20 protein-coding genes are annotated in these 24,100 nt (G+C 34.9%); 8 read left to right on the forward strand and 12 right to left on the reverse strand.

Annotated features, from left to right (window positions below; genetic code table 11):
• Positions 1-6 precede the first annotated feature (6 nt).
• The 9 genes from GQ589_RS00980 to GQ589_RS01020 all read right to left on the reverse strand — a co-directional run bounded on the left by GQ589_RS00980 (position 7) and on the right by GQ589_RS01020 (position 11,047).
• Positions 7-1,257: a hypothetical protein gene (locus tag GQ589_RS00980; protein ID WP_160423982.1), complete on the reverse strand. Its 1,251-nt coding sequence runs from the start codon at positions 1,255-1,257 to the stop codon at positions 7-9.
• A complete protein-coding gene (locus GQ589_RS00985) occupies positions 1,257-1,523 on the reverse strand; it encodes a PAAR domain-containing protein (RefSeq protein WP_065636308.1) in 267 nt (88 codons plus the stop codon). Before GQ589_RS00985 ends, GQ589_RS00980 begins: the two co-directional genes overlap by 1 nt.
• A gap of 72 nt (positions 1,524-1,595) precedes the next feature.
• Positions 1,596-2,510, reverse strand: a complete 915-nt coding sequence (locus GQ589_RS00990) for a hypothetical protein (RefSeq protein WP_160423985.1) — start codon at positions 2,508-2,510, stop codon at positions 1,596-1,598.
• A gap of 85 nt (positions 2,511-2,595) precedes the next feature.
• A complete protein-coding gene (locus GQ589_RS00995; protein WP_160423987.1) occupies positions 2,596-3,501 on the reverse strand; it encodes a hypothetical protein in 906 nt (301 codons plus the stop codon).
• Positions 3,502-3,630: 129 nt separating this feature from the next.
• Positions 3,631-5,400 (reverse strand): hypothetical protein, encoded by a 1,770-nt coding sequence (locus tag GQ589_RS01000; RefSeq protein WP_160423989.1) that lies wholly within the window; start codon positions 5,398-5,400, stop codon positions 3,631-3,633.
• 102 nt (positions 5,401-5,502) lie between these two features.
• On the reverse strand, positions 5,503-6,432 hold the full coding sequence (locus tag GQ589_RS01005) for a hypothetical protein (protein ID WP_160423991.1): 930 nt from the start codon (positions 6,430-6,432) through the stop codon (positions 5,503-5,505).
• Between the two features lie 14 nt (positions 6,433-6,446).
• On the reverse strand, positions 6,447-9,005 hold the full coding sequence (gene vgrG / locus GQ589_RS01010; protein WP_160423993.1) for a type VI secretion system Vgr family protein: 2,559 nt from the start codon (positions 9,003-9,005) through the stop codon (positions 6,447-6,449).
• A gap of 277 nt (positions 9,006-9,282) precedes the next feature.
• Positions 9,283-10,083 (reverse strand): YdgH/BhsA/McbA-like domain containing protein, encoded by an 801-nt coding sequence (locus GQ589_RS01015; RefSeq protein WP_160423995.1) that lies wholly within the window; start codon positions 10,081-10,083, stop codon positions 9,283-9,285.
• A gap of 352 nt (positions 10,084-10,435) precedes the next feature.
• A complete protein-coding gene (locus GQ589_RS01020) occupies positions 10,436-11,047 on the reverse strand; it encodes a CoA pyrophosphatase (RefSeq protein ID WP_160400398.1) in 612 nt (203 codons plus the stop codon).
• Positions 11,048-11,164: 117 nt separating this feature from the next.
• Between GQ589_RS01020 and GQ589_RS01025 the strand changes: the two genes are divergently transcribed.
• From GQ589_RS01025 to era, 8 genes are all read left to right on the forward strand, one after another.
• Positions 11,165-13,654, forward strand: coding sequence for a class I adenylate cyclase (locus GQ589_RS01025; protein ID WP_160423998.1), 2,490 nt, complete (start codon positions 11,165-11,167; stop codon positions 13,652-13,654).
• Between the two features lie 218 nt (positions 13,655-13,872).
• Positions 13,873-14,445: an RNA polymerase sigma factor RpoE gene (rpoE, locus tag GQ589_RS01030; RefSeq protein ID WP_160400400.1), complete on the forward strand. Its 573-nt coding sequence runs from the start codon at positions 13,873-13,875 to the stop codon at positions 14,443-14,445.
• Between the two features lie 49 nt (positions 14,446-14,494).
• Complete coding sequence (locus tag GQ589_RS01035) at positions 14,495-15,055, forward strand: sigma-E factor negative regulatory protein (RefSeq protein ID WP_160424000.1); 561 nt, start codon at positions 14,495-14,497, stop codon at positions 15,053-15,055.
• A gap of 78 nt (positions 15,056-15,133) precedes the next feature.
• Positions 15,134-16,045, forward strand: coding sequence for a MucB/RseB C-terminal domain-containing protein (locus tag GQ589_RS01040; protein WP_160424002.1), 912 nt, complete (start codon positions 15,134-15,136; stop codon positions 16,043-16,045).
• A gap of 154 nt (positions 16,046-16,199) precedes the next feature.
• Positions 16,200-17,996 (forward strand): translation elongation factor 4, encoded by a 1,797-nt coding sequence (gene lepA / locus GQ589_RS01045; protein WP_160400403.1) that lies wholly within the window; start codon positions 16,200-16,202, stop codon positions 17,994-17,996.
• A 46-nt stretch (positions 17,997-18,042) separates the two neighbouring features.
• Positions 18,043-19,044, forward strand: a complete 1,002-nt coding sequence (lepB, locus tag GQ589_RS01050; protein ID WP_160424004.1) for a signal peptidase I — start codon at positions 18,043-18,045, stop codon at positions 19,042-19,044.
• 8 nt (positions 19,045-19,052) lie between these two features.
• A complete protein-coding gene (gene rnc, locus GQ589_RS01055) occupies positions 19,053-19,730 on the forward strand; it encodes a ribonuclease III (protein WP_370516483.1) in 678 nt (225 codons plus the stop codon).
• Positions 19,727-20,632, forward strand: coding sequence for a GTPase Era (era, locus tag GQ589_RS01060; RefSeq protein WP_160424006.1), 906 nt, complete (start codon positions 19,727-19,729; stop codon positions 20,630-20,632). The genes rnc and era overlap by 4 nt, the downstream gene beginning before the upstream one ends.
• 115 nt (positions 20,633-20,747) lie before the next feature.
• On the opposite strand, the gene GQ589_RS01065 is transcribed toward era, so the two are convergent.
• The 3 genes from GQ589_RS01065 to idnO all read right to left on the reverse strand — a co-directional run bounded on the left by GQ589_RS01065 (position 20,748) and on the right by idnO (position 24,030).
• Complete coding sequence (locus GQ589_RS01065) at positions 20,748-21,740, reverse strand: substrate-binding domain-containing protein (RefSeq protein WP_160400407.1); 993 nt, start codon at positions 21,738-21,740, stop codon at positions 20,748-20,750.
• Between the two features lie 134 nt (positions 21,741-21,874).
• Positions 21,875-23,125: an MFS transporter gene (locus GQ589_RS01070; protein WP_160400408.1), complete on the reverse strand. Its 1,251-nt coding sequence runs from the start codon at positions 23,123-23,125 to the stop codon at positions 21,875-21,877.
• A gap of 140 nt (positions 23,126-23,265) precedes the next feature.
• The gene (idnO, locus tag GQ589_RS01075; RefSeq protein ID WP_160424008.1) at positions 23,266-24,030 is read right to left on the reverse strand and encodes a gluconate 5-dehydrogenase; all 765 of its coding nucleotides are present in this window, start codon (positions 24,028-24,030) and stop codon (positions 23,266-23,268) included.
• Between the last annotated feature and the right edge of the window lie 70 nt (positions 24,031-24,100).

Below are 24,100 nucleotides of genomic sequence, written 5' to 3' on the forward strand. Positions count from 1 at the left end.
TTCCCATTATGTGTCCTTTTCTATCTCAAATTTTATTTTATCTAAAATGGTAGCATTAAAACATGCATTTTTTTCACCAATAACCATTTGTTTATTGTCAATCTGAGAGGCATACTCGATAGCTAAAGCTAATGCAACCCAATAATCACACTCACCGCATTTACCGAATGCTGAATCAACATTATAAATATTTTTAATTGAACACCGCTTATCAATATATCGTGATAAAACATTGACGTTAGTTTCTGGTGATAATTGCGATAGCCAAATAGCGCCTAACTGAGTTTTATTATTTTCATTATTATCTAATTTTCCCCATAATTCAGCATGCTCAAGAACATGCTCAAGTTTTTCACCTTCTTCTGTTCGATGCAAGGCAACTACCACCGATTTTCTTTTTTGTATATATTGAATAGTATTTTGTTTATTAATAAGATTTTTACCTAAAAAAATCATACTTGTCATAGCCTCAGCACTATACGCTGCAGTTTTTTCAAATAAATGCAAACTAATACAACACAATAAATAATCATCATTTGCAAAATCATCTAACCAGTCATCTAAAAAAATAGTACTCTGTTTTGCGTCAATAACCTGCCAAGAATCAAATAAGTTTGTATTCCCTAGCTTATGCTCCCAAATTTTTTTAATATCTTCGGTTAATATGGGGACATCAATAAATAAGCGAATATGTTTTTGAACGCCATTAAAAGTGTTATCGTTTAAAATTGATAAAGTCTTATGTAACTTATCAAATAACTTATCTAGTTTTTGATTAAAATCGTCAGGTTTTAAATCATTAAATAGAAATTTTGAATAAAAAATTGGATTTTCATAATAATTTGACAAGTTAGTTGTTCTTGTTTCAAGTGACATTAGACCACCAACAAGCGCCTGAGCATGATTATCATCACCAAATTCAGATATCAAGTGGTGAAAAATAACATACAACGGTCTTTGACCATACTCAATGAGCTGTTGTTTCCGTTCTTCTCTTAATTGATTCCAAGTTTCAGCATAGCCTTTTTTACACCCTTGAACAAAAAACCATATGGATAATAATATCAACCAACTTAAAACTGAAAAACTAATACCAATCATTAGATGTTCCAGTGTTAAATTACTATTGAGTTGCTTCATGCAGGTAAAAAATAAGCCAATAGCAATAAATACAATTAATGCAATAAACCAAAATAGGCGAGATAGCCCTTTTTTTAGAATTATTGGTTGTGGAAGCGAAGTTAAATCGATAGCCATTAATTATTTTTACCAAAATTAGTTAGTGATGAAATTAGTGTACAGCCACATGCTGATCTATGTCCATGAAAAGCAACTTGTTTACCGTCTTCTATAAATTGAGGATCTCCTTCAATTATAGGATTAACACCATGATTTTTGATTGGGCAACTGACCATATCACCAACACGCGCAACACCTTTATTAAATACGACAAGTTTTGATGAAGCAGAAATAACTTTACCTCCGTGGTTAGTTAAATCGCCTAATCTAATTACCCCTTTCATGATTTTATTTCCTTTGACTTTGATAATTTATTAAGAAATAGCACATATAATTTCTAAAATTTAGTCAAAAATCTATTTTTCAGATTCTAATCTATCAACGGCTTTGTACTCTTTACTAGTATCAATTGTAAGATTTTTATAGCGTTCTTCCTCAGGAAAGTCTGGAATTCTATGATATGGAACACTGCCATATGTTACGTCAGTTATATTTCCTTGTTTATCAAGATGAACAATTTTGCTGTTCCCAGAACTAGGGGTATAAAAGATAGCTGTTTTATCACCTTGTTCATTAAATAACGTGGTTTCAGAATAATATTGACTTCCTTTGGGATAATATTTTTCCACACTTATTAGTTTATTATTTTGATCTTTTCTTATGACCATTAAATCATTACCTTCTTCGTCATATTCCACATAACGAGATTGTAATAGTGTTTTTTTATCCATTGCATAGATAAAAAATCTTAAATAACGCATATTAGCGCTATGGGGCCAGTAGCCATATTCCCATTTACAAATCGAAAGCAAAGGTTTTTTTTCAATAGCAATAATTTTGCCCATTTCTCTTGTTACTTTAATATAATTGGGTAATGTAATTGCTTGTTCAATGGTGATCGGTTGCAGTTGTAAATGCGTATCTAAAATAAAAAAGTGAGTGCCATTTTCAAGATCTTTTAAACTGTTTAATTGCCGCTCATTAAGTAAAATATATTGTGGTTTACGTTTATAACTCCAACGCTCTTTAAATTGATAATTATCACCAACTTCATTGATTTTAAGTTTAGTACTAAACGGAGATTGAACGCGATAGGGCGCATTTTCAGCTTCTTCAAGGGAAATTGGGGCAAAATCAGGATAATTGGTAGGCATTCGGTAATGATTGAGTATTATTCTGGTCGAGCCATAATAAGGCACGTGAGGTTTAATCCCCATTGTGCGAACTTTAATGCATTTAGCAACATCTAATGGATTGATTAAGCCAGTCATAATTGCTCCTAATACATAGATTAATAATGGCATCATTATTAAGGTTAATGTTAATTTTTTTTTCATAGATATTATTTTTTATATATTATGCTTTCAGTATATCAGCTAATTTTTTTGCATTATCATTAACTTGCTTCATTTTTTTATAAATTTCATTAGCTTGTTTTCTGATACTTCCTGGGTTTTTTAATTTAATTACATGTCCATGATAATCAGTAGTATATCGATATTCATCTTTGTGATCACTAGCTGAGGCTAAAAACCTCATAAAATGTACATCTTTTAAAATATATCTATCTGCCAAATTTGCCTCATATAATAAATTAAATAGAAAAGTATGACAGTTATATTCTGTGTAACGCTCAAATGCATAAGACCATTTTTTTACTGCTTTATTTTCTTCTTCAGAAATATGACTTATTGCAAAGTTTCTTATCTCTTCAATGACGTCTTCTTCGGTTCGAGGATCATTGACAAAAAGATAAGGATGATTAACTTCACCTTTATCACTATTAGGGATAGTATATCTTCCATTATGATGGGGATCAAAAGGATATAAAGAATAAATTTTATCTTCTTCTTTAATAATTGCTCTGCCTGCTTCATTAGGCTCTCCTTCTCCTTCGCCTTTTCTATCCTTATCCCGAAAATATTTACAATCACTATTTAAACAGCCATCAGCGGTAAAATTTTTTAAGAAAGTTGCGGGTTCTTTTGGATACCACCCATAACTTTCAATAAATCCTTCGCTGCCATCCATTTTGCTTAAATCATTAATTATTTCAATCCAATAGTGACCAGGCGCTGTTTCTGTATCCCATTCTATACGTCCACCAAGTATTAGGGTTGGAAGGCGACAAATTCGGATCCGTGTTAACTCTTTAAGACCAGCTATAACAATTTGTTTGCGTAGATTATCTTGTGAATCAGCAACCGTTCTTCCAACTACATCAACCCAACCAGGAGGTGGCGTCCAAGTCTCAAAACCCATTTTTACTCCTTATAAATATATTACATATATTTCTGAGCTTTATTATTTGTTTACCTTTGTTCTAAATAATGTCAAAAATAATACCTCACATTTTGCAAAAATAAATGGCTGTTAATCTTTTATTGATACTCATTTATTATCTAAAAATTTGTTGAACATTAGCCCAATAAATTCATCAGAATAAACTGGTAACATATCGTAAAGTTGAGGATTATTTTTATTTTTAATATGGCTTGTTGTAAATTTGATATTGCCTTCTTCATCCAGATATTGATTTTCAACACCATCACTATAATAACCGTAATAGCGAATAATATGATTGGTTTTTACACCATCAGGGGTAAAACGTTCTATTACGCCATAAATCCTATCTTTCTGAACTTTACTAAAAACTGCGATTTTTCTATTTTCATTATCTTTGATTGTTTGCGACACTGTATATAAACCAATATCATCATAGATCGTTTCTATGGTTATTGATGGCATAACAGGGCTTTCTAATACTTTCAATATTTGTTTAATCATTTGATTGTTATCTTTATATTCATACTGCTGTAACGTCTTTTGTATCCTCGTTTTTTGTAGTATTGAATCAATTTTCCCCATTACTTTTTCTACTCGAACGTATCTAGGCAATGAAATAGCTTGTTCAATGCCATCTAATGGGATTAATTGACCTTTATCATCTAAGCTAAAAAAATAGGAACCATTTTCTAACGATTTGAATTGTTCTAAAGGCAGTGATAACGGAACTTGTTGCCATTTTTCCATTGAAATTGTTTGATATTGATAATTATCACCTACTGTTACTTTAACTAAATCTACATACTCTTCTTTAGGATACTGAAATTCAGCTTCAGATAAGCTCATTGCAAATTGATGTGGGTAATTTTTATAACGTTCTTCCGCCCATTTTGGAAATGGAGTTGGGTGGTAATAACTACTGTTCGGTTTTATACCTAAAAATTTGGCTCGAGTGATGGCTTCTTGATCTGCTAGTGTGGTATCTTTATTAAATGCCATTTGTTGAATGAAATTACTTATATGAAAATGATGTGCCCTTTTAAAATCCATAGGAATAGATTGATAAATAGCGGGTTGAGGTAAATCCTGATCATAGAAAATTTCTGGTTTAGAATTTGTGGTTTTTACAATATTCCCTGATTCATCTAAATATTGGCTTTCAACATTACCTGTTTTATCATGGGTAATGGTACGATTAACCTTAACCCCCTTTTCATTAAAAATATCCATGATTGAATAAACATCGTTTGTATATAAATAAGTCATAACCGCTTTATAATTTGTCACTAGGTTATGTTCTAACATTTTAATTCGCTTGCCAGTTTGATCATTTTCAATTTCGTAGCGAACAAGTGGCTTATTATTTAAATCGAGTTTTTCACTAATATCTGTTTGTATATTACCATTTGGCCAATATGTAAATATCGTTTTTCTTATAAAAGTCAAAGGACGTTTTTGCATTTTTACCACTTTACCTTGTTGGATGATTATCTTTAGATAACAGTCTTGTGCTAATGCTTCTTCAGCCGAGTTTAAGTGATGAAGTTGATGCTTTTCGTCCAAGGTAAAAAAGTGTTCACCATCCGGATATCCATCAAACATTGCGGTGGGAAATAAAATATCAATTAAATCTCTGTCTTTTTCGAGAATACTTTTATATTGATAATTATCATCCAATTCAATAAATTGAATTATATTATCAGAAGAGTTGGGGTTTATTTTTTCTGCTTCAGCCAAAGTGATAAATGGCTGTGTTGGAAAATTTTTGTATTTACTATAATTATAATCAGAGTGAATGTATGTGATATGGGGCTGAATTCCTTGTGCTTTTAATTGGTTAATGATGATATCATCGGATAAATTTTCTTTTTGCATTGTTAGTCCTAAATTCGAATAAAATACATTTGGTAATAAAATAAAAAGGTAAATTAATTTTAGAAATTTTTTTCTCATCAGTGACGCCTTTATTTTTCATACTTAACAAGCAACTTTATACTCATAATTTTCTTTGATTTTTTTCGAAATATCCTCTAGTTTGGTTAATATTTGAAAATAAATAGGTTTTTCTTTTTTCCTTTTTTTGATATTTTTAAAATATTTTTTAAAATGTTCATCTTTATCTTCAGCAATAATTGGATCGGCTAGACCAACATGACCTAATAATAAAAATAGAAAGGTGTGACAATTGACTTCATTATAGCCATCATTATACCAACTCCACTCTTTTGAATATTTATCGTAAAATGAGTTTGCAAATTTTCTAATTTCTTCAATAATGTCTTCTTTCGTTCTATTATCATTGGGAAGTAAATAAGGGTGTGACATCATTTTTATTTCACCTTTATGAAATCGTGAACATTGATGAGGATCAAAAGCGTAAATAGACAAGTTATTATTCATTGTTTTCCTTCCAGCTTCGCGTTTTGTTATATGGTTAAGACGTTTGGATTCGTCTTGTTCTCGTCTTCCTTTTGAATCACCATTTAACGTTCCGGCTTCTTTAATATCAAACGACTGAAAAGGAGCATGAGCGGCTATCATAGGATCTGTATTAAGAGTTATTGTAAAAGGAAATCTTGCAGGATACCATCCATAACTTTCTCTAAAACCATTAGCCGATTTAACATTTCCCAAATTAATGATTTCTGCTTCGGTTTTATATTTTTCTCTGGCTACCTTTATATGTTTATCAATAATATCTTCATTATCATGGATAATTTCAATCCAATAATGACCAGGAAAAGCACCATCTTTCCCAAAAAGAGCTAATGGAATTCTACATATCCGAATCCAATCAAGTTCTCTATAACCTGCTTTTACATATTTATACGAAGTACAAGGATTATTAGGATCATAAAGAACAGTATTCCCCATAATAGCAGTAGCTAAGTCGCCCCAATCACTCATAAATATTTTCTCCATTATTTATATTTAAAAATAACGTTATCTTCTTCATATCCTGATGTTACAATTTGCGCTTTACCTTGTGCATCGGTTTTGCCTTCGGCAATTACTTGATTATCTTTATTTACGATTTGATATTCTCTATTAATAATCGGTTTGCCGGTTCCCTCTTCAACCAATATAAATTGTTTAACGTAAGGTGCTTGTGGTTGCTGTTTTGGGAATGAATAAAGTGTTGGTAACATTTTTTGTGGACCAGAGTATGGAAAGGCTTGTGCGCCATGTTTAATTATACCTGGTGCATAAAGTTCAATATTGCCATCAGCAATACGGATATAAGCACCACCACACGCAATGGTTATTTCTTTTTTGGCATTAATATTAATTTTATCGTCATTGCTGACTATTTTGAGTGATTTATCGGCTATTACCTCTATATCGCCATTATGGGCTTGCAGCTGGACTTTAGCTTCACCGCTAAATAATTTAATATTTTCTTTGGCAAAAACAGAATAATCTTTAGTTGCGCTAACATGCACTGAATTATTGGCGGCAATATTTGTATCATGTTTGCTAGTTAGCAAAATATTCTGTTCAGCAAATTGATAAATACTATCAGGAGTGACTGCCGCTATACCTTTGGGACTAGATAACACCATACTTGGCTGAGTAAATGATAAATTATCATCAATTTTTGTTGCGGTATAACTTACAAACAAATTAAAGCTATCAGAGCCCTCCAATTTACCCGCACGGTGACTATCTGAACGTTTAGATAAGCGATTAGATACACTCAAACCTGTTTTTAATAATATTGCTGTTTCACCACCATCTAAACTGGCTTTTTTAACACCTTGGTTGCCCTCTCGTTTATATGATGTTAAATAAACCCCTTTACCCGCTCGTATTACCCCCCACTCATCGGTACGTAGTTCAAAGCCTTCACCTCGCTTACTTTTTTTATTATCAACTAAATGTCCTAGATTGAGTTGTGTTTTACCGTATTCGGTGGCAAGTTTGATATGCTCTTGTCCGCGCTTATCATCCATTCGCAATTTGTTATTGGCGGGTGTTCGAATTACATTGCGGTGTTTGTTGATGAGCGAAACATGGTCTGGGTGAGCACTGTCATGCATAGCATGGGCGATATATGGCCGATCTGGATTGCCGTTCATAAAGGCAATAGCAACTTCGGTACCATCTATCAGTGGAAAATGAAAACCATAATTATTCCCTGCGTAGGGTTTGGCAAATCTTATCCATAAACTTTCTTCACCATTTTTCCATTTTTTTAAGTCAAAGTTAAATTTAACACGGTAACGCCCTTGAGTGTCGAGATAACCATAAATGTCATTATCAGGGCTTGTTACCCTTGCGGGTAACGTTCCAATAGCCTGTGGCCAGGGTAATGGTTCTGGGCGATAAGGTTTGATTACATTAAATGGTATAGCTGTAAAATGTGTATGATATGGTTGTGTGCGATCTGCCTGACAATGTATTGATATAATGATAATACCGTCTTTAATATCTTTAATTGGGCATTCTTCAATGATAATATGTTGCCCAGGCATTAATTGATAATCATTACATTCACCATAAATAATCAATTGTTCACTAATATGTTGTTGATGGCGGATACGAGCATACCATTTACCGCTTTCAACAGTTCGTATATCTCCTTCTGTTTTGTAGTGTTCTTCATAACGATATTCATTGCCTCGTGTTGTTATGTCCTTGGGCTGACTATTGTCTGTCATATGAAGACCGTTATTTGCAATGCGGTAATTGTAATCATTAACACTAACCTGATTCGGTTTGGTTTTACAGCTAAATTGTAAGTCCCATACACTATGTCGGTAACTATCATTTAAACCACTTGGCTGTTTAATTACAATATTATTTGCTTTTTTTAAGCCTTGTTCATAATCACTGATGACAATAACATCACGGTGATGTTTTGGATGCGTTTCAAAATAAAACCAGATACCAACATCAGCCAATAAACGTTGGATAAAAGCTAAATCACTTTCTTGCCATTGGGTAATAAACTCACGAGCAGGGTAGGTTTCATTTAACTCTATTCGAAAATCAATTCCAATAAAATCATGATTACGTAGGATTTCTTCTACAACTTCAATCACACTTTTATTTTGGAAAATTGCGCTTTGGTAATAGTTAGCAAGTAATGCCAACCTAGGTTCAAGCACAACACGGTAGTGAGCTTGGTCTTCACTCATTGAGACAAAACTAAATTCAGTAATCACCCCATAGAGTGTGCGGGGTTTATCTTCAATATCCAGTGAGCTTATTTGGGTGAGTGTAATTGGTAAGGAATTGGGATGAAAAGTCAATGATGCTTTTTGGCTAAGTACCGAATCAATTAAAATCTGTTTATTTTGGCTGGTAAAATTGATGGTATATTTCCAAGGTTGATTTAATTGTTCTTTGCCTTCAAGTGATAAGACCGAAATTTCTGTTGTAACCTCAAGCCCATCTATAGAAAGTGAGTAACGATTAAGTGGTTTAGTTTTGCCAAGCAAATCAACATGGCTGGCTAACTGCTCTATTATACCCATAGCTTAGTCTTTGTTTTATATTTATAATTTTGGTTATCTAAAATAAATCATAAGGTAATCTATACCATTAAAATACGTATTTTTTTTGAACAGTCAAGAGCTTTTTATGCTCAGCAAAACTTTTATAAGTTATAACCTTATTGATGCAAGTTTTTATTTTTGATGATTTTAGATAATAAGTAGTTGGAGCTTTTATTTAAGGAAAGGCTAGTATAAAAATAACTTTCCACGTGCACAGTCTATATGTAACACGTGGAATATCATGAGTAACGGGTTATTATTTATATAAATTGATAAAAACAGTTTGCGCTGTACTTGCTGGGTTGTTTGATACTTCTTTTACATAATAAAAATGTGCACCATTAGCAACAGCATGTTTTTGTGCTGCTTCGCTGATTTCAGAAGTATCGTTAAAGACACCATGGAAGCTAATAGTATCGTATGGTGTCATGCGTTTAAATGCCTCGCTACTGATTTCGTAAGCATCTTGACCTTGTATTGCGGTTGTAACGATGTAATCCCTCACAGGTGCATCTTGTTTATATAATGAAACATTGATGTCTTGGGCTTGGTCTTGACTACCGACTGATGAAATAGAATCGATATAAAACGCATAGGCATTTTTTTCAGCGGCTAATTTACTTGCCGCTTCAGTAATTTCGGAAGTGTTGTTGTAATTACCTTTAAATTTAACGACTTCAAATGGTACATAGTAAAGGGCTTTTGAGCGGTTATAGGAAACAACGCCATTATAAGTGGTTGGATTTTGCTCGACAGCTATTTGAGCATTAGATTTGTAAATATTAGCGTAAACAATAGCACGATCTGAAGAAGTTCCACTAGCTGGAGTTTCCATTGCTGTAATATAATAATATTGAGCACCGGCTTCATCAGCTGCACGCGAAATATCATCTGCAGCATTATCAGCTTGTAGATAATTTCCCGTTACTGAAATTTCTTTCAATGGTATTAAATGGCGGCTTTCTTTAGATGTTAATGGTTGAGCAGCATAAAGATTAGCAATAGGTAAAGATAATAATACAGCTAAAGCAATAGAAGATTTAGTAAAACGTTTCATGATATAGCCCTTCAATTTGAATTATTAAAATAGAAAATCACTGTTTAACGCTTATTTAATTTGCAGATGTATTAATGATGTCGCTTAGAGAGTATTCGAATTTATGAAGCTCCTGAGTGTTTTATCCTTGTCTACTTGTTAAAAGCATTAAGATATAGTTGTTTTAGTAGGAACAGATAGTAAAACAACTAGCTACTGTTATAAGATGTTTATGAAAAATCCTCAAGCTCTTTTAATGAAACAGCAAATCGCCTAGCATTATTTGCTTAAAATGAAATTAATTGCTAAAAATGGCGTTAATTCAGCACTGATTTTGTTTGCTATTTTTTTAACAGTATTTTATTGATGACAGTTATTCACAAATATTTTCAATAAATAAATTAATCAATTGTGCGGTTAAACCCCAAATAACCCAATCTTGATACTGATAAAAATAGACCGAATGTTCAGATCTTTTTTGCCAATTGGCTGAACGGTTGACAATAATATCAAAAGGAAAGTCATCGGCAGGTTTATGTCCAATAAACATCGTTGCACGTTGTGGTGGGTTGTCAATAAACCATGCAATAGGTACAGTAAAAATTTGTTCAACTTCATCATGGTTTAGTTGCAAATCATCTAGTGAATTTATTGTACCTACGAATGGATAAATCATCATACCCAACGTGGCAATAAATTTAGGTAATTGCCCTAAAATTTTAATTTGATTAAGGGGGAGGCCTAATTCTTCAACGGTTTCGCGTTTAGCTGTGTATTCGGGATTGATATCCGCTAATTCAACACGCCCACCAGGGAAACAAATATCCCCCGGTTGTCGTTTTAGTTTTTTTGATCTGACTTGAAACAATAGCTGAAGTTGATCATCAACATGAACGATCGGTAATAGCACAGCAGCTTTATTATCAACACGTTTTATAGTTGTACATTTTTGAATCTGTTTTGTTATCCTTTCGATTGTGATCATAATAATTAATTTTATCCAGCATTTAATTTAAATTGTTGCTCTATTTACCTTACACGAATAACATGCTAACTTAATAAAAGCGTTAGTTTAATACGCACGTTTTTCCTAATTGAAGCTATGCAATATTATATCAATAACCTAAAAAAAGAACTCGAAGATCTTGCCAATTTAAAGCGTGAGCGTGCGCTTATAGGCATGTCAGCTGAATTTCAACAGGTTTTTTTGTTACTTCCGGCACTTTTTCATTACCATACTCCTCAATTACCCGGATATATAGAAGGTCATATACCTTCTGGTATTGCGTATTATCAATTATCTGACGATGCAAATGAACTACTGAAAAACCAATACAATTTTATTCCACCTACAGACCAAACGCCAACCGAAAAAACACTACCAGCAGCGATCTCCGCTTTATATTCGATGGGTAGTACTTGCTCTCTTGGGCAATCAGTTCAATCTGATCTTGATATTTGGATATGTATTGAAAATAACTTAACAGATCAGCAAAAAGATAATTTACAACAAAAATGTCGATTAATCGAAAAATGGGCAGAAAGTTTACAAGTCAAGTTAACGTTATTTGTGGTTGATGCCGATCGTTTTATTAAACAACATCACGAATGTTTAATGGGTGAAAATTGTGGCTCTGCGCAACATATTTTATTACTTGAAGAATTTTACCGCTCTGCAAATTTATTAGCAGGAAAACTTTTGTTGTGGTTTGCTGTGCCTTATAACTATACCATAAATAATGTCACTTATCCCACATACGAACAGTGCGTTAGAGCTATGGTAGATCTTAATTTAATTGAGAGAAATGACTGGATTGATTTTGGTCCACTAACTAGCTTATCCGCGCAAGAATATTTTGGTGCAAGTTTATGGCAGCTTTATAAAAGTATCGATTCCCCCTTTAAAGCGGTACTTAAAACTCTATTATTAGAAGCGTATTCATGGATCTATCCCGAAAATAAGCCGATTGCTTACCAGATGAAGGAATTCATTCAAAAAGGTAAAAAACATCAAGGAATGAATCTAGATTCATACTACATGCTGTTAGACCGAATCAGTAACTATCTTATAGAAATTAATGACTATGAACGACTTGAACTAATTCGCAACTGTTTTTATTTAAAAGTGAATGAAAAACTATCTGTCTCTATGCAATCACCATCTTGGCGCCGTAAAATTTTGAGCGATTTAGTTAAAGATTGGGGATGGAATGAGCACCAAATTGCTAAATTAGATGCCTGCCAAACTTGGAAAATAGAGCAAGTTCGTGAAATGCATGAAATTTTATTACACACTATGATGACAGGCTATCGGAACCTACTCAATTTTGGTCGTCGTAATAATTTAGACTCATTAATTAGTCCTCAAGATCTTGCGATTTTAACGCGTAAACTCTATGCTGCTTTTGAAGTGTTGCCGGGAAAAATAACAACATTAAAACTTAACATATCCGACAATTTGCAAGAAGATGCCTTGACGTTTATTCATGTGGCAGAAGATCGCATTAATCGAGCGGGATGGTATGTTTACAATCAAAAACCCATGTTGCAATCAATTATTGGTCATCAATATCTTGAATATAGCAAGTATTTAGTAAAGCTTGTTAGTTGGTGTTATTTTAACGGTTTAATTGCTGATACTACCCAATTTTATTATCGGGATGGTAAAAACCGTAATAACGCAAAAATTAATAAATTGATCGCTGATCTAAAAAATTACTTTCCTATCGATGTTCCTGCAGCAACTGAAGAACAGTTATATGGGCCATGTGAAATCCGTCACTTGGCGATCATTTTAAATCTGGAAGACGATCCAACTGCTAATATTGAATTAGATGATGAAGTTACCAATAGTGTACTTAATTATGGTAAAGATGAACTAAGCTTAGTTGGAACGATTGATCTTCTTTATCGAAATTCGTGGAATGAAATTCGCATACTTCACTTTAGTGGAACATTGTCTGTGCTTGAAGCCATAAAAGCATTATTAAATCGTATGCACAAAGATGCCGATCTACCCAATTCCATTGACATTTTTTGTTATAGTGAGCACCTAAGTTACGAAATCAAACAGCAAATAAAAAAACTCATGGATGAATGTGTTGATTTACGTCTAACTACGACACAAAATAATTCAACACAAGTCAAACCGCTAAGAGTAGGGGGATCTTCTTGGTACCTATTTTTTGAAAGATTAGGTGTTTCTAGTCATCAATTTGAAAATGCGATCGACTTTTATGGTGCAGTATCAAATAATAAAATACAAGGCAGACCGCTAAATATCTTAGATCAAACTAATGAACTACCGAAAGAAATAGACAGTTTTGCTTATCGAGGTATCATCCAATTCTTTTTTGAAGATACTGATTTAGGTTTTGATCTTTATATCTTAAACGAACATAATCAAGTTGAAATTTACCGTAATTGCAATGGATCAAAAGAAAACATGGTAAAAGATATTAACGATTTTTATGTTTTATCTGATGACCGTTTTACTTTTACTACTGGCAGTGCCGTTAATTTTAATTTACCACAATTTTATCAAATCACTTATAATGACTCTGGAGATCGAGAGATCATTCCGCTTAATTAAATGATCGACAATGATCTTATTTAACTATAATTCCTGCCAAAAACTTTCAGGGAAGCATGTTTTTTAGTATAAAAAGATAAAAATTTACAATTAATAAGTAAAATAATTCAATTTCTATTAGAATAATGGGAACTTTTTTTAAATTTAAGAATCTAACTGTCTGAGAGCACAAATTTGGGCCGATTGACAGTTATTAACGTAATAAGGAATGGCCTTTAATGGGGGAGCAAGTAACAGACCAAGTATTAGTTGATCGCGTTGTTAATGGAGACAAAAACGCATTCAATCTACTTGTGGTTCGTTATCAAAACAAATTAGCTCATTTGGTTTCTCGTTATGTATTAGCGTCAGAAGTCCCTGATGTTGTGCAAGAAAGCTTTATTAAGGCATATCGCTCATTAAGTCTTTTTAAAGGTGAAAGCGTTTTTTACACATGGTTGTACCGCATTGCGGTTAATACGGCAAAAAATTACTTAACTTCTCAAGGGCGACGGCCGCCAGCATCAGATATCGAAGCTAGCGAAGCCGAAGGTTACGAAGGTGCAGATTCACTAAGGGATCTTGATAATCCTGAAAATTTAGCACTTTCAGATGAAGTGAAAAAAACTGTATTTGCAGCGATTGAGGCTCTGCCTGATGATTTAAAAACGGCAATTACATTGCGTGAAATCGATGGTTTAAGCTACGAAGAGATTGCTGAAATTATGGATTCACCTGTTGGAACAGTGCGATCACGTATCTTTAGAGCTCGTGAAGCAATAGATGAAAAATTAAAACCATTACTCAATTAATGGCTACAAACAGATTGATAAAAGTAGTCATAAATTTAAGGTATTTACTATGCAAATAGAACAGAAAGAGCAACTTTCATCACTTATGGATGGCGAGTTCACTCATGATCATATTGTTGATGAAGTATCGCATAATGAGAGTTTGCAATCATGCTGGCACCGCTATCATATTGTAAGAGATACAATGCGAGGTGAGTTGCATAGTAGCTCATTAACATTAGATATCTCTAATCAAATTGCTCAAGCTATTGCGAGTGAAGATCTATACAATCCACTAACAGATCAACCGAATATCAACGCAACAGCACTACCAAAAGCTGAAAACCTAATTTGGATTCACCTTAAAGACTTTTTTGTTAAAGTGAGCCAAGTTGGACTTGCGGCGTGTGTCACACTCGGTATTATTGCTGGTGTTCAATATCAACAAAGCCAAACGGATAATGTGAATGGCACTCCTACATTAAACACTGTGCCGGTGGGCGTTAATATCGCACCTGTAGGTGGCATTCATCAGCAAAACGATCAGCAACTGCTTGAAAAGCGACAATACGACAAAATTAGATTGCTTGTGCAAGATTACGAATTACAGAAAAGACTTAATGCTCACTAATTCGAAATGAAATTACCCTATTATTTTGTGCTACATTTTATAAAACAGAGTAGAAATTTTATTTTCACTCTGTTTTTCGTGTTTTTTTCCGCATCCGTTTATGCTAATGACACCAATGATGCCTTAACACTATTAAACAAAATGCATTATGCAGCTCAAACACAAAATTATCATATCCACTTCTTATTTGAAGATAAAGATCAGTATGCAACCACATTTGAATATAGCCATTTAGGTGCAGCAGACACAAACGATATTAATGCCTGTTTACGCTATCTTGAAGGTCCAGATAAAGAGATCATCTTGCACAATGGCGTAACGAGTTACTTTCAACCTGATAGCCCATCGTTTTCGATCACTAGCCCACGCATTATCGAAGCTTTTCCTGATGTGATTTACAATAATTTTAATGACTTAAGCGAGGTTTACGATTTTATTTTATTAGGCAAAGCAAGAACGGCAAATCGTAGTGCACAACAGGTAAAAATTATCGCTAAAGAAAAGGACCGTTATAGCTACCTGATTTGGATTGATGATCAAACCTATTTGCCGATCAGAGTTGATTTATTGGATGAAAATAACAACATTATTAATCAGATAAAAGTGATCCAGTTAGATGAAAATCTTGATAAGAAAAAACAGCTAGATTATATCAACAACCGAACTTATCCTGTTTTATTATCGATCGAAAAGCAAGATAGTGCATTTGACCAATGGCGATTAGCTTGGTTACCTAAAGGATTTAAGGAAATCGCTGCTTATAATCTGAACTTTTACAACTCTGATATTGCAACTAAATTGTTTTCAGATGGTGTATTTTCATTTACGGTTAATATTTCCTCGGAACAAGCTAAGCAATCACACCAAATTATACAACAAGGTGGGCGCACTATCTATTCAACTAACTTGGGTCATAAAAATATTATCATCATTGGTAATTTACCGCATACCACGCTTGAACGTATAGCACAAAATATTATCCAGAAATAAGTGCAAACTTCTCGATAACGCTATGCTTAGCAGTGATAAATGTGTAAAATGACGCCTTTATGACTATGTAATTATTAGCAATGTTGGTAATAACCAAAGGCATTTTAGATAGTTAACCATTAATAACCAAGATACTCATTATAATATTATTAATATGAATAAAAATATCCGCAATTTTTCGATTATTGCCCATATTGACCATGGTAAATCAACACTTTCAGACCGCATCATTCAAATTTGTGGCGGACTTTCAGATCGTGAAATGGAAGCTCAAGTGCTCGACTCAATGGATCTTGAGCGTGAGCGAGGTATCACCATAAAAGCTCAAAGTGTTACGCTTGATTATCATGCTAAAAATGGCGAAACCTATCAGCTCAATTTTATCGACACTCCCGGCCATGTTGACTTTTCGTATGAAGTCTCGCGCTCGCTTGCCGCTTGTGAAGGCGCATTATTAGTTGTTGATGCAGGGCAAGGCGTTGAAGCACAAACACTAGCAAACTGCTATACCGCCTTAGACATGGATCTTGAAGTTGTTCCTGTACTAAATAAAATCGATTTACCCGCAGCCGAACCAGAGCGTGTAGCGGCCGAAATCGAAGACATTGTTGGCATCGACGCAAGTAATGCTGTTCGTTGTTCAGCTAAAACAGGTGTGGGCGTGACGGATGTTCTTGAACAACTTGTCAACGACATTCCTCCACCAGAAGGCGACTCAAGCGCACCATTACAAGCACTTATTATTGATTCATGGTTTGATAATTACTTAGGCGTTGTTTCATTAATTCGCATAAAAAATGGTGAATTAAACAAAGGTGACAAAATTAAAGTTATGAGTACAGGCATGACATACAACGTTGATCGACTTGGTATATTTACGCCTAAACAAGTTGATAAACAATGCCTGCATTGTGGCGAAGTGGGCTGGGTTGTTTGTGCTATCAAAGATATATTAGGTGCCCCAGTCGGGGATACTTTAACCTTAGCAAAAGCACCGGCACAAGAACCATTACCTGGCTTTAAAAAGGTCAAACCACAGGTTTATGCTGGGTTATTCCCAACTAGTTCTGACGATTACGAAGCTTTTCGTGATGCGCTAGGCAAATTAAGCCTAAATGACGCCTCATTATTTTATGAACCTGAAAATTCAGGGGCATTAGGATTTGGGTTCCGTTGTGGTTTTCTTGGTCTACTGCATATGGAAATTATCCAAGAGCGCTTAGAGCGTGAATACAACCTTGATCTTATAACTACTGCACCAACGGTTGTTTATGAAGTGCTAACCACATCCAATGACATTATTTATGTTGATAGCCCCGCCAAATTACCAGCGGTAAATAATATTCAGGAACTGCGTGAACCGATTGCTGAATGTAATATTTTAGTACCACAAACCTATCTAGGTAACGTCATCACATTATGTGTTGAAAAACGCGGGGTACAAACTAACATGGTTTATCATGGAAACCAAGTTGCCTTAACGTACGAAATTCCAATGACCGAAGTTGTATTAGACTTTTTTGACAAACTAAAATCAACTTCACGCGGGTATGCTTCATTAGATTACAGCTTTAAACGATTCCAAGCTGCCGACATGGTAAGATTAGATGTATTAATAAACGGTGAACGTGTTGATGCATTAGCCTTGATTACCCACAAAGACAATGCACCTTATCGAGGGCGGGAATTAGTCGAAAAGATGAAAGAGCTTATTCCTCGTCAACTATTTGATATTGCCATACAAGCGGCTATCGGAAATCACGTCATAGCACGATCAACCGTAAAACAACTACGCAAAAACGTATTAGCTAAATGTTATGGTGGTGACGTGAGTCGTAAAAAGAAACTTTTACAAAAGCAAAAAGAAGGTAAAAAACGCATGAAACAAGTTGGTAATGTTGAATTACCACAAGAAGCATTTTTAGCGATTTTGCATGTAGGAAAAGATTAACGAATTAAAACGAATTGATAAAAGATTCATTTAAAGAGGAAAAAAAATGGCTGGAATGTTTGCCATCATATTAACAACCGCAACTTTTATTACTGGGATCTTTTGGTTTTTAGAAAAATTCAAATGGAAACCAGCAAGACAGCGTAAAGTAGAAGAAATCCGCACCCAAAGCAATGGTGAGGCTGACGGAAAGCTCCTTGCTCAAGTAGGAAAGCCCAAAGTTTGGGTTGAAAACTTGGCATCGTTTTTCCCAGTTTTATTTGTCGTGTTTTTTATCCGCTCATTTTTATATGAACCGTTTCAAATCCCATCAGGGTCAATGATGCAAACGTTACTCATTGGTGACTTTATTGCGGTTGAAAAATACGCTTATGGCTTACGTGATCCTATTACTAACACAGTTATCATTCCAACAGGGCACCCTAAACGTGGTGATGTAGCCGTGTTTAAACATCCAAATGTTCCACAAATGGATCTGATTAAACGTGTAGTGGGTTTACCGGGGGATAAAATCGTCTATCTGGCTAAAGAAAAGAAAATTGTAATTTATCCAGCGTGCCAAACAGCGGATACCGATTGCAAAGGTCAGCAATCACAGCCACTTGACTTGCATTACAGCGAACCCAAAACAAGCAATTGGAAAGAAGTTCACAAAAAGTTTAAAACTTCTCCAAGCTTTTATACCTTACAGCAATATGCTGATAAAGGTATTATTGACTCAGATAGTGTTGTAACATTGAATATGAACATTCAACAAGAAACGCTAGGTGACAAACCGCACGACATTTTGATTACACAAGGATCGCAAGAGGATCCAAATTATTATTACCACCAAAAAGATCAACCAATAGCCACTTGGGTTGTACCACAAGGTCACTACTTTATGATGGGTGACAACCGTGACAACAGTGGTGACAGTCGATACTTTGGTTTTGTACCTGAAGGTAACTTTGTGGGTAAAGCAACTGCAATTTGGATTAGCTTTGAAAAACAACCAGATGAGTGGCCAACAGGAATTCGCTTTAGTCGTATTGGTGGAATACATTAAAAATTATCATTATGAAAAAATTTACACAAATTCAACAATCGATCGGCTATCAGTTTCAAGATCTATCGCTACTTGAATTAGCGCTCACTCACCGAAGCGCTAATAAAATGCATAACGAACGCTTAGAGTTTCTTGGGGATTCTATTTTAAGTTTTGTCATTGCTGATGAGCTATATCACCGTTTTGTCAAACAAGACGAAGGCGACCTAAGCCAAATGCGAGCTACACTCGTTTGTGGTCAAATGCTTGCCGAAATTGGTAAAGATTTTAAATTAGGCGATCACCTTATTTTAGGACAAGGCGAGTTAAAAAGTGGCGGATTTCGTCGCGAATCAATTATTTCTGATGCCGTTGAAGCCATTATTGGTGCCATTTATTTAGATAGCAACATCGACACAATTCGTCAGTTAATCTTATCGTGGTACCAAACTCGCTTAAGCCAAATTCAACCTGGTATAAAGCAAAAAGATGCTAAAACAAGATTACAAGAATATTTACAAGGGATTCATCGACCACGTCCATGTTATCTTATTCTTGAAGTTACTGGTGATAATCACGAACAAGAATTCCTAATTCAGTGCAAAATCGATAATGACAACCGCGAATATTTAGGTCGTGGTTTAAGTCGCCGAAAAGCAGAACAAATAGCAGCACAAGAAGCACTCAACCAACTAGGTATAAAATGACAGAAAAAACACAACATTGTGGATTTGTCGCCATTGTGGGGCGACCAAACGTAGGTAAATCAACACTATTGAACCAACTGCTTGGTCAAAAGATTTCGATTACCTCGCGCAAAGCGCAAACTACAAGGCACCGCATTGTCGGTATTGACACGCAGAATAACGACCAAATTATTTATATCGACACACCTGGATTGCACATTGAAGAAAAAAGAGCCATCAACCGCCTAATGAACCGAGCGGCAAGTAGCTCGATTGGTGATGTTGAACTTGTGATCTTTGTTGTAGAAGGGACTCATTGGAATGACGATGACGAAATGGTTGCCAATAAACTCAAAGACTGCAAATGCCCAGTATTATTAGTCATTAATAAAATTGACAATGTCACTGACAAAACGCAATTATTACCCCACATTCAAGCAATTAGTCAAAAAGTTAACTTCCTTGATGTGGTACCAATCAGCGCCGAAAAAGGTGAAGGCGTTGATATCATCAAAGATATCGTCAAAAAACACTTACCAGAAGGTGAACACCATTTTCCTGAAGATTACATTACTGACCGCTCACAACGTTTTATGGCGTCAGAAATTATTCGTGAAAAACTCATGCGTTTTTTAGGTGACGAATTACCTTATTCAGTAACGGTTGAAATTGAACAATTTAAAGTTGATGAACGTAATGGAATGTACCGCATTAACGGACTAATCTTAGTTGAGCGTGACGGACAAAAGAAAATGGTCATTGGCAACAAAGGCGAAAAAATCAAAAAAATTGGTATTGAAGCCCGTAAAGACATGCAATCATTTTTTGATAACAAAGTCCATCTAGAACTTTGGGTCAAAGTCAAAGCAGGCTGGGCAGATGATGAGCGAGCATTACGAAGTTTAGGCTATAGTGATGATTAACGATTCCGCTAGATTTTTTAAGTTATCAATCAGGCATAACGATGCCTGATTTTTCATTTAAAAAACTTCAATAAAATCAATAACTTTCCTGACCACTTTTTTAACAAAAAATCCCCTAAATTGTTTGCCCTTTATCAATCTTATAATCTAAATTAACACTACTTTTCACATGCTCACCATTTAATTTTTGCAATAATAATTCGATTGCAACTTTACCAATCTCAAATCGTGGCGTAATGACGGTTGCAATCTTTTGGTTGTTTGCTCGACCAATTTCTAAACCATGAAAGCCTGCAATAGCAATTTGTTCAGGAACAGGGATCTGATAATTTTGGCACTCAAGTAGTACACCTATTGCCATATCGTCGTTAGTACATAAAATACCATCCATATCAGGATATTTTTGAATTGCTTGGTGAAATAAACTTTTGCCTAAATCTATTGATGATATTGCATTGGGGATAATCTGACGTGGTGTTAATCCTGATTGTTTCATAACACGTTGATAACCTTTGTAACGTTGGCTATCGCGTGCACTTGCAATGGAATTAAAATAGATGATATTTTTTTTGCCAGATTCAATCATTTGCAAAGTCATATCATAGGCGGCTTGTTCATTATCAAAGCCGACTTGGATGTCAAAAAATGCTTTGGTGATATCCATAAGCTCAACAACAGGAATATTAGCAGTTTTTAAATATTGTAGGGTGGTTTGAGTGTGCTCCTTTTCCATCAAGACAAGAGCGTCGACGTTGTATGACAGCAGGTTAATAATTTTTTCTTCTTCTAACTGCTTATCATAATTATAGTTAGTAATAATTGTTTGGTAATGTTGAGCTGATGCGACCGATTCAATACCAGCAAGCACTTCTGTAAATATTTGGTTTTTAAAAGACGGTATAACAATGCCAATACAATGACTGCGCGAACCTAGCATGATTTGTGGTGCAAGATTGGGAATATATTGGATCTCTTTTAACACTTTTGCTATTTTTTCTTGGTTTTTTTCAGAGACTTGTTTAGGGTTTTTTAGATAGCGACTAATGGTCATTTTAGTCACGCCAGTTAAATTGGCAATATCTTGTAAACTAATACGCTTATCTTTCATAACCTATTATTTTAGGAGGGATGCTGGTTGAATGTGTGGCATTTTACCAGTAAAAACAAGAAAATAAATAATATTCGTTAGAATAAATTAAGAAGGCAGTATCCATTGCCTTCTTATTTTTTTGATATTATTGGTTATTTTTTAGGCGCTTTAACGCTAGCCATCAAAATAACAGATAAAACTAAAGATACGCCCATAAAGATATATGACGCTCCGGCACTGCCCGTTGCTGCATTGATAACACCCACTAACCAAGCACCAATAAATGCGCCAAGTGCTCCAAAACTGTTAATTAATCCAATCGACACACCCGATACATTGCTTGGTAATAATTCAGGAATTAAAGCAAAGAAAGGCCCATAAGGTGCGTACATACAGCCAGCAGCAAGTGATAAAAGCACAAAACAGATCCAAAAATGTTCAGCCCCAAGCAAATAAGCAGTAAAAAATGCAATGGTTGCGACAAGTAATAATGGCCAAACAAAAAGTTTACGATTTTGTAGTTTGTCAGAATAGAAAGAGACAATTAACATCATAGCAATCGCAACAAAATAAGGAATAGCCGCAAACCAACCAACCGATATAATATCAACATTGCCTGCCGATTTGATGATTGACGGCATCCACATCATAAAGCCATATACACCAATACTCCATAATGCGTGCACTGCACAGAGTTTAATAACACTGGCAGAACGGAACGCTTCGCCATAGTTACGCATGGGTTTGATATTTTGTTGTTCTTTATCCATGACAGCTTTAAAATCAGCTTTTTCGGCGTCGGTGAGCCATTTAACTTCGGATGGTTTGTCACGAACAAGGAACCACCACACTACTGCCCATAATACAGCTGGTAAGCCTTCAATTATGAACATTTCGCGCCAACCATAAAGGTCGATTAAGTGCGCTGATACAATTGACATCCACAATACGGTTACAGGATTACCTAAAACTAAAAATGTATTGGCTTTTGAACGTTCGGCTTTAGTAAACCATGTACTGATATAAATTAACATTGATGGCATAACTGCTGCTTCAACAATACCGAGAACAAAACGGATCGCCATAAGTGTTGGAATATTACTGACCATCCCTGTCAATGCGGCACACAATCCCCACAGTATTAAACACACAAAAATCAGCTTACGAACACTTCGCTTAACTGCATAAACCGATCCCGGCACTTGAAAAAAGAAATAACCAAGGAAAAAAAGAGCGCCAATTAATGACGAAGTGCTTGGACTGATGTCTAAATCTTTATTAATCCCCGCTGCAGAGGCAAAGCCATAATTGGCACGATCTAAATAAGCTAAACTATAAGTAATAAAAATGATTGGCATTAAACGCCACCAACGAGACGGCGCTAGTTTGTTTGTTATATTCATGTTTTATTCTCGCTTTCAATTAATAATAAAGTGATTTTGCGACAATTTTCATCCCTATTTTTATCAATTTTTTATTTATATATATTGTTTTAACCTTCCTTGATTTAAGTCCGTAAAAATACAATTGTCGCAATATGGCTCTAAACTGCCGCTAACATTCCGCCATCAACATAAAGAATATGCCCATTAACAAAGTTTGATGCAGCAGACGACAAAAACACCGCCGAGCCAATAAGTTCTTCAGGTTTCCCCCAGCGAGCGGCAGGCGTTCTTTGACATAACCATTGAGTAAATTCTTTGTTTTCAACCAAAGCTTTGCACATCTCGGTATCAAAATAACCAGGCCCAATACCATTGACTTGAATGTTATAACGTGCAAGTTCAACGCACATACCTTTTACAAGCATTTTCACTGCACCTTTTGATGCGGCATAGGGGGTAATGGTGTCGCGACCAAGTTCGCTTTGCATTGAACAAATATGGATAATCTTTCCTTGCTTACGTTTGATCATGTGCTTAGCGACTTGCTGTGAAACTAAAAAAACCGCTTTTTGGTTAACATTAATGACGGCATCCCAATCAGCTTCAGGAAATTCAATAAACGGATGACGGCGTTGAATACCCGCGTTATTGATTAATATATCAATAGGTCCGATCTCTTTTTCAATATAATTAATGGCATTTTCGACTGAATCATAACTGGTTACATCAAAACCGACGCCAACGGCATCAATGCCTTGTGATTTAAGTTGGTTTGCTGCATTTTCAGCACGTTCTTGGGTAATATCATTAATAACGATACTTGCTCCATATTGCCCTAAACCTGTGGCAAGCAAATTACCAATACCTTGTGCTGAACCTGTAATTAAAGCGCGTTTTCCTTTTAGTTCAAATAAAGATTGCATGATTTTCTCCTTGTATTTCAAATATTGTTATGCATAACAGTTACGCGTAACAATATTATGGAAAAGTAAA

Origin of the sequence: Gilliamella sp. Pas-s27 (assembly GCF_009795865.1) — a bacterium.
Lineage (GTDB): Bacteria > Pseudomonadota > Gammaproteobacteria > Enterobacterales > Orbaceae > Gilliamella.

Excerpts from the sequence above, each read along its gene's own strand:
- GQ589_RS00980 (WP_160423982.1), bottom strand. The coding sequence starts at position 1,257 with ATGGCTATCGATTTAACTTCGCTTCCACAACCAATAATTCTAAAAAAA.
- GQ589_RS00985 (WP_065636308.1), bottom strand. The coding sequence starts at position 1,523 with ATGAAAGGGGTAATTAGATTAGGCGATTTAACTAACCACGGAGGTAAA.
- GQ589_RS00990 (WP_160423985.1), bottom strand. The coding sequence starts at position 2,510 with ATGACTGGCTTAATCAATCCATTAGATGTTGCTAAATGCATTAAAGTT.
- GQ589_RS00995 (WP_160423987.1), bottom strand. The coding sequence starts at position 3,501 with ATGGGTTTTGAGACTTGGACGCCACCTCCTGGTTGGGTTGATGTAGTT.
- GQ589_RS01000 (WP_160423989.1), bottom strand. The coding sequence starts at position 5,400 with ATGCAAAAAGAAAATTTATCCGATGATATCATCATTAACCAATTAAAA.
- GQ589_RS01005 (WP_160423991.1), bottom strand. The coding sequence starts at position 6,432 with ATGAGTGATTGGGGCGACTTAGCTACTGCTATTATGGGGAATACTGTT.
- vgrG (WP_160423993.1), bottom strand. The coding sequence starts at position 9,005 with ATGGGTATAATAGAGCAGTTAGCCAGCCATGTTGATTTGCTTGGCAAA.
- GQ589_RS01015 (WP_160423995.1), bottom strand. The coding sequence starts at position 10,083 with ATGAAACGTTTTACTAAATCTTCTATTGCTTTAGCTGTATTATTATCT.
- GQ589_RS01020 (WP_160400398.1), bottom strand. The coding sequence starts at position 11,047 with ATGATCACAATCGAAAGGATAACAAAACAGATTCAAAAATGTACAACT.
- GQ589_RS01025 (WP_160423998.1), top strand. The coding sequence starts at position 11,165 with ATGCAATATTATATCAATAACCTAAAAAAAGAACTCGAAGATCTTGCC.
- rpoE (WP_160400400.1), top strand. The coding sequence starts at position 13,873 with ATGGGGGAGCAAGTAACAGACCAAGTATTAGTTGATCGCGTTGTTAAT.
- GQ589_RS01035 (WP_160424000.1), top strand. The coding sequence starts at position 14,495 with ATGCAAATAGAACAGAAAGAGCAACTTTCATCACTTATGGATGGCGAG.
- lepA (WP_160400403.1), top strand. The coding sequence starts at position 16,200 with ATGAATAAAAATATCCGCAATTTTTCGATTATTGCCCATATTGACCAT.
- lepB (WP_160424004.1), top strand. The coding sequence starts at position 18,043 with ATGGCTGGAATGTTTGCCATCATATTAACAACCGCAACTTTTATTACT.
- era (WP_160424006.1), top strand. The coding sequence starts at position 19,727 with ATGACAGAAAAAACACAACATTGTGGATTTGTCGCCATTGTGGGGCGA.
- GQ589_RS01065 (WP_160400407.1), bottom strand. The coding sequence starts at position 21,740 with ATGAAAGATAAGCGTATTAGTTTACAAGATATTGCCAATTTAACTGGC.
- GQ589_RS01070 (WP_160400408.1), bottom strand. The coding sequence starts at position 23,125 with ATGAATATAACAAACAAACTAGCGCCGTCTCGTTGGTGGCGTTTAATG.
- idnO (WP_160424008.1), bottom strand. The coding sequence starts at position 24,030 with ATGCAATCTTTATTTGAACTAAAAGGAAAACGCGCTTTAATTACAGGT.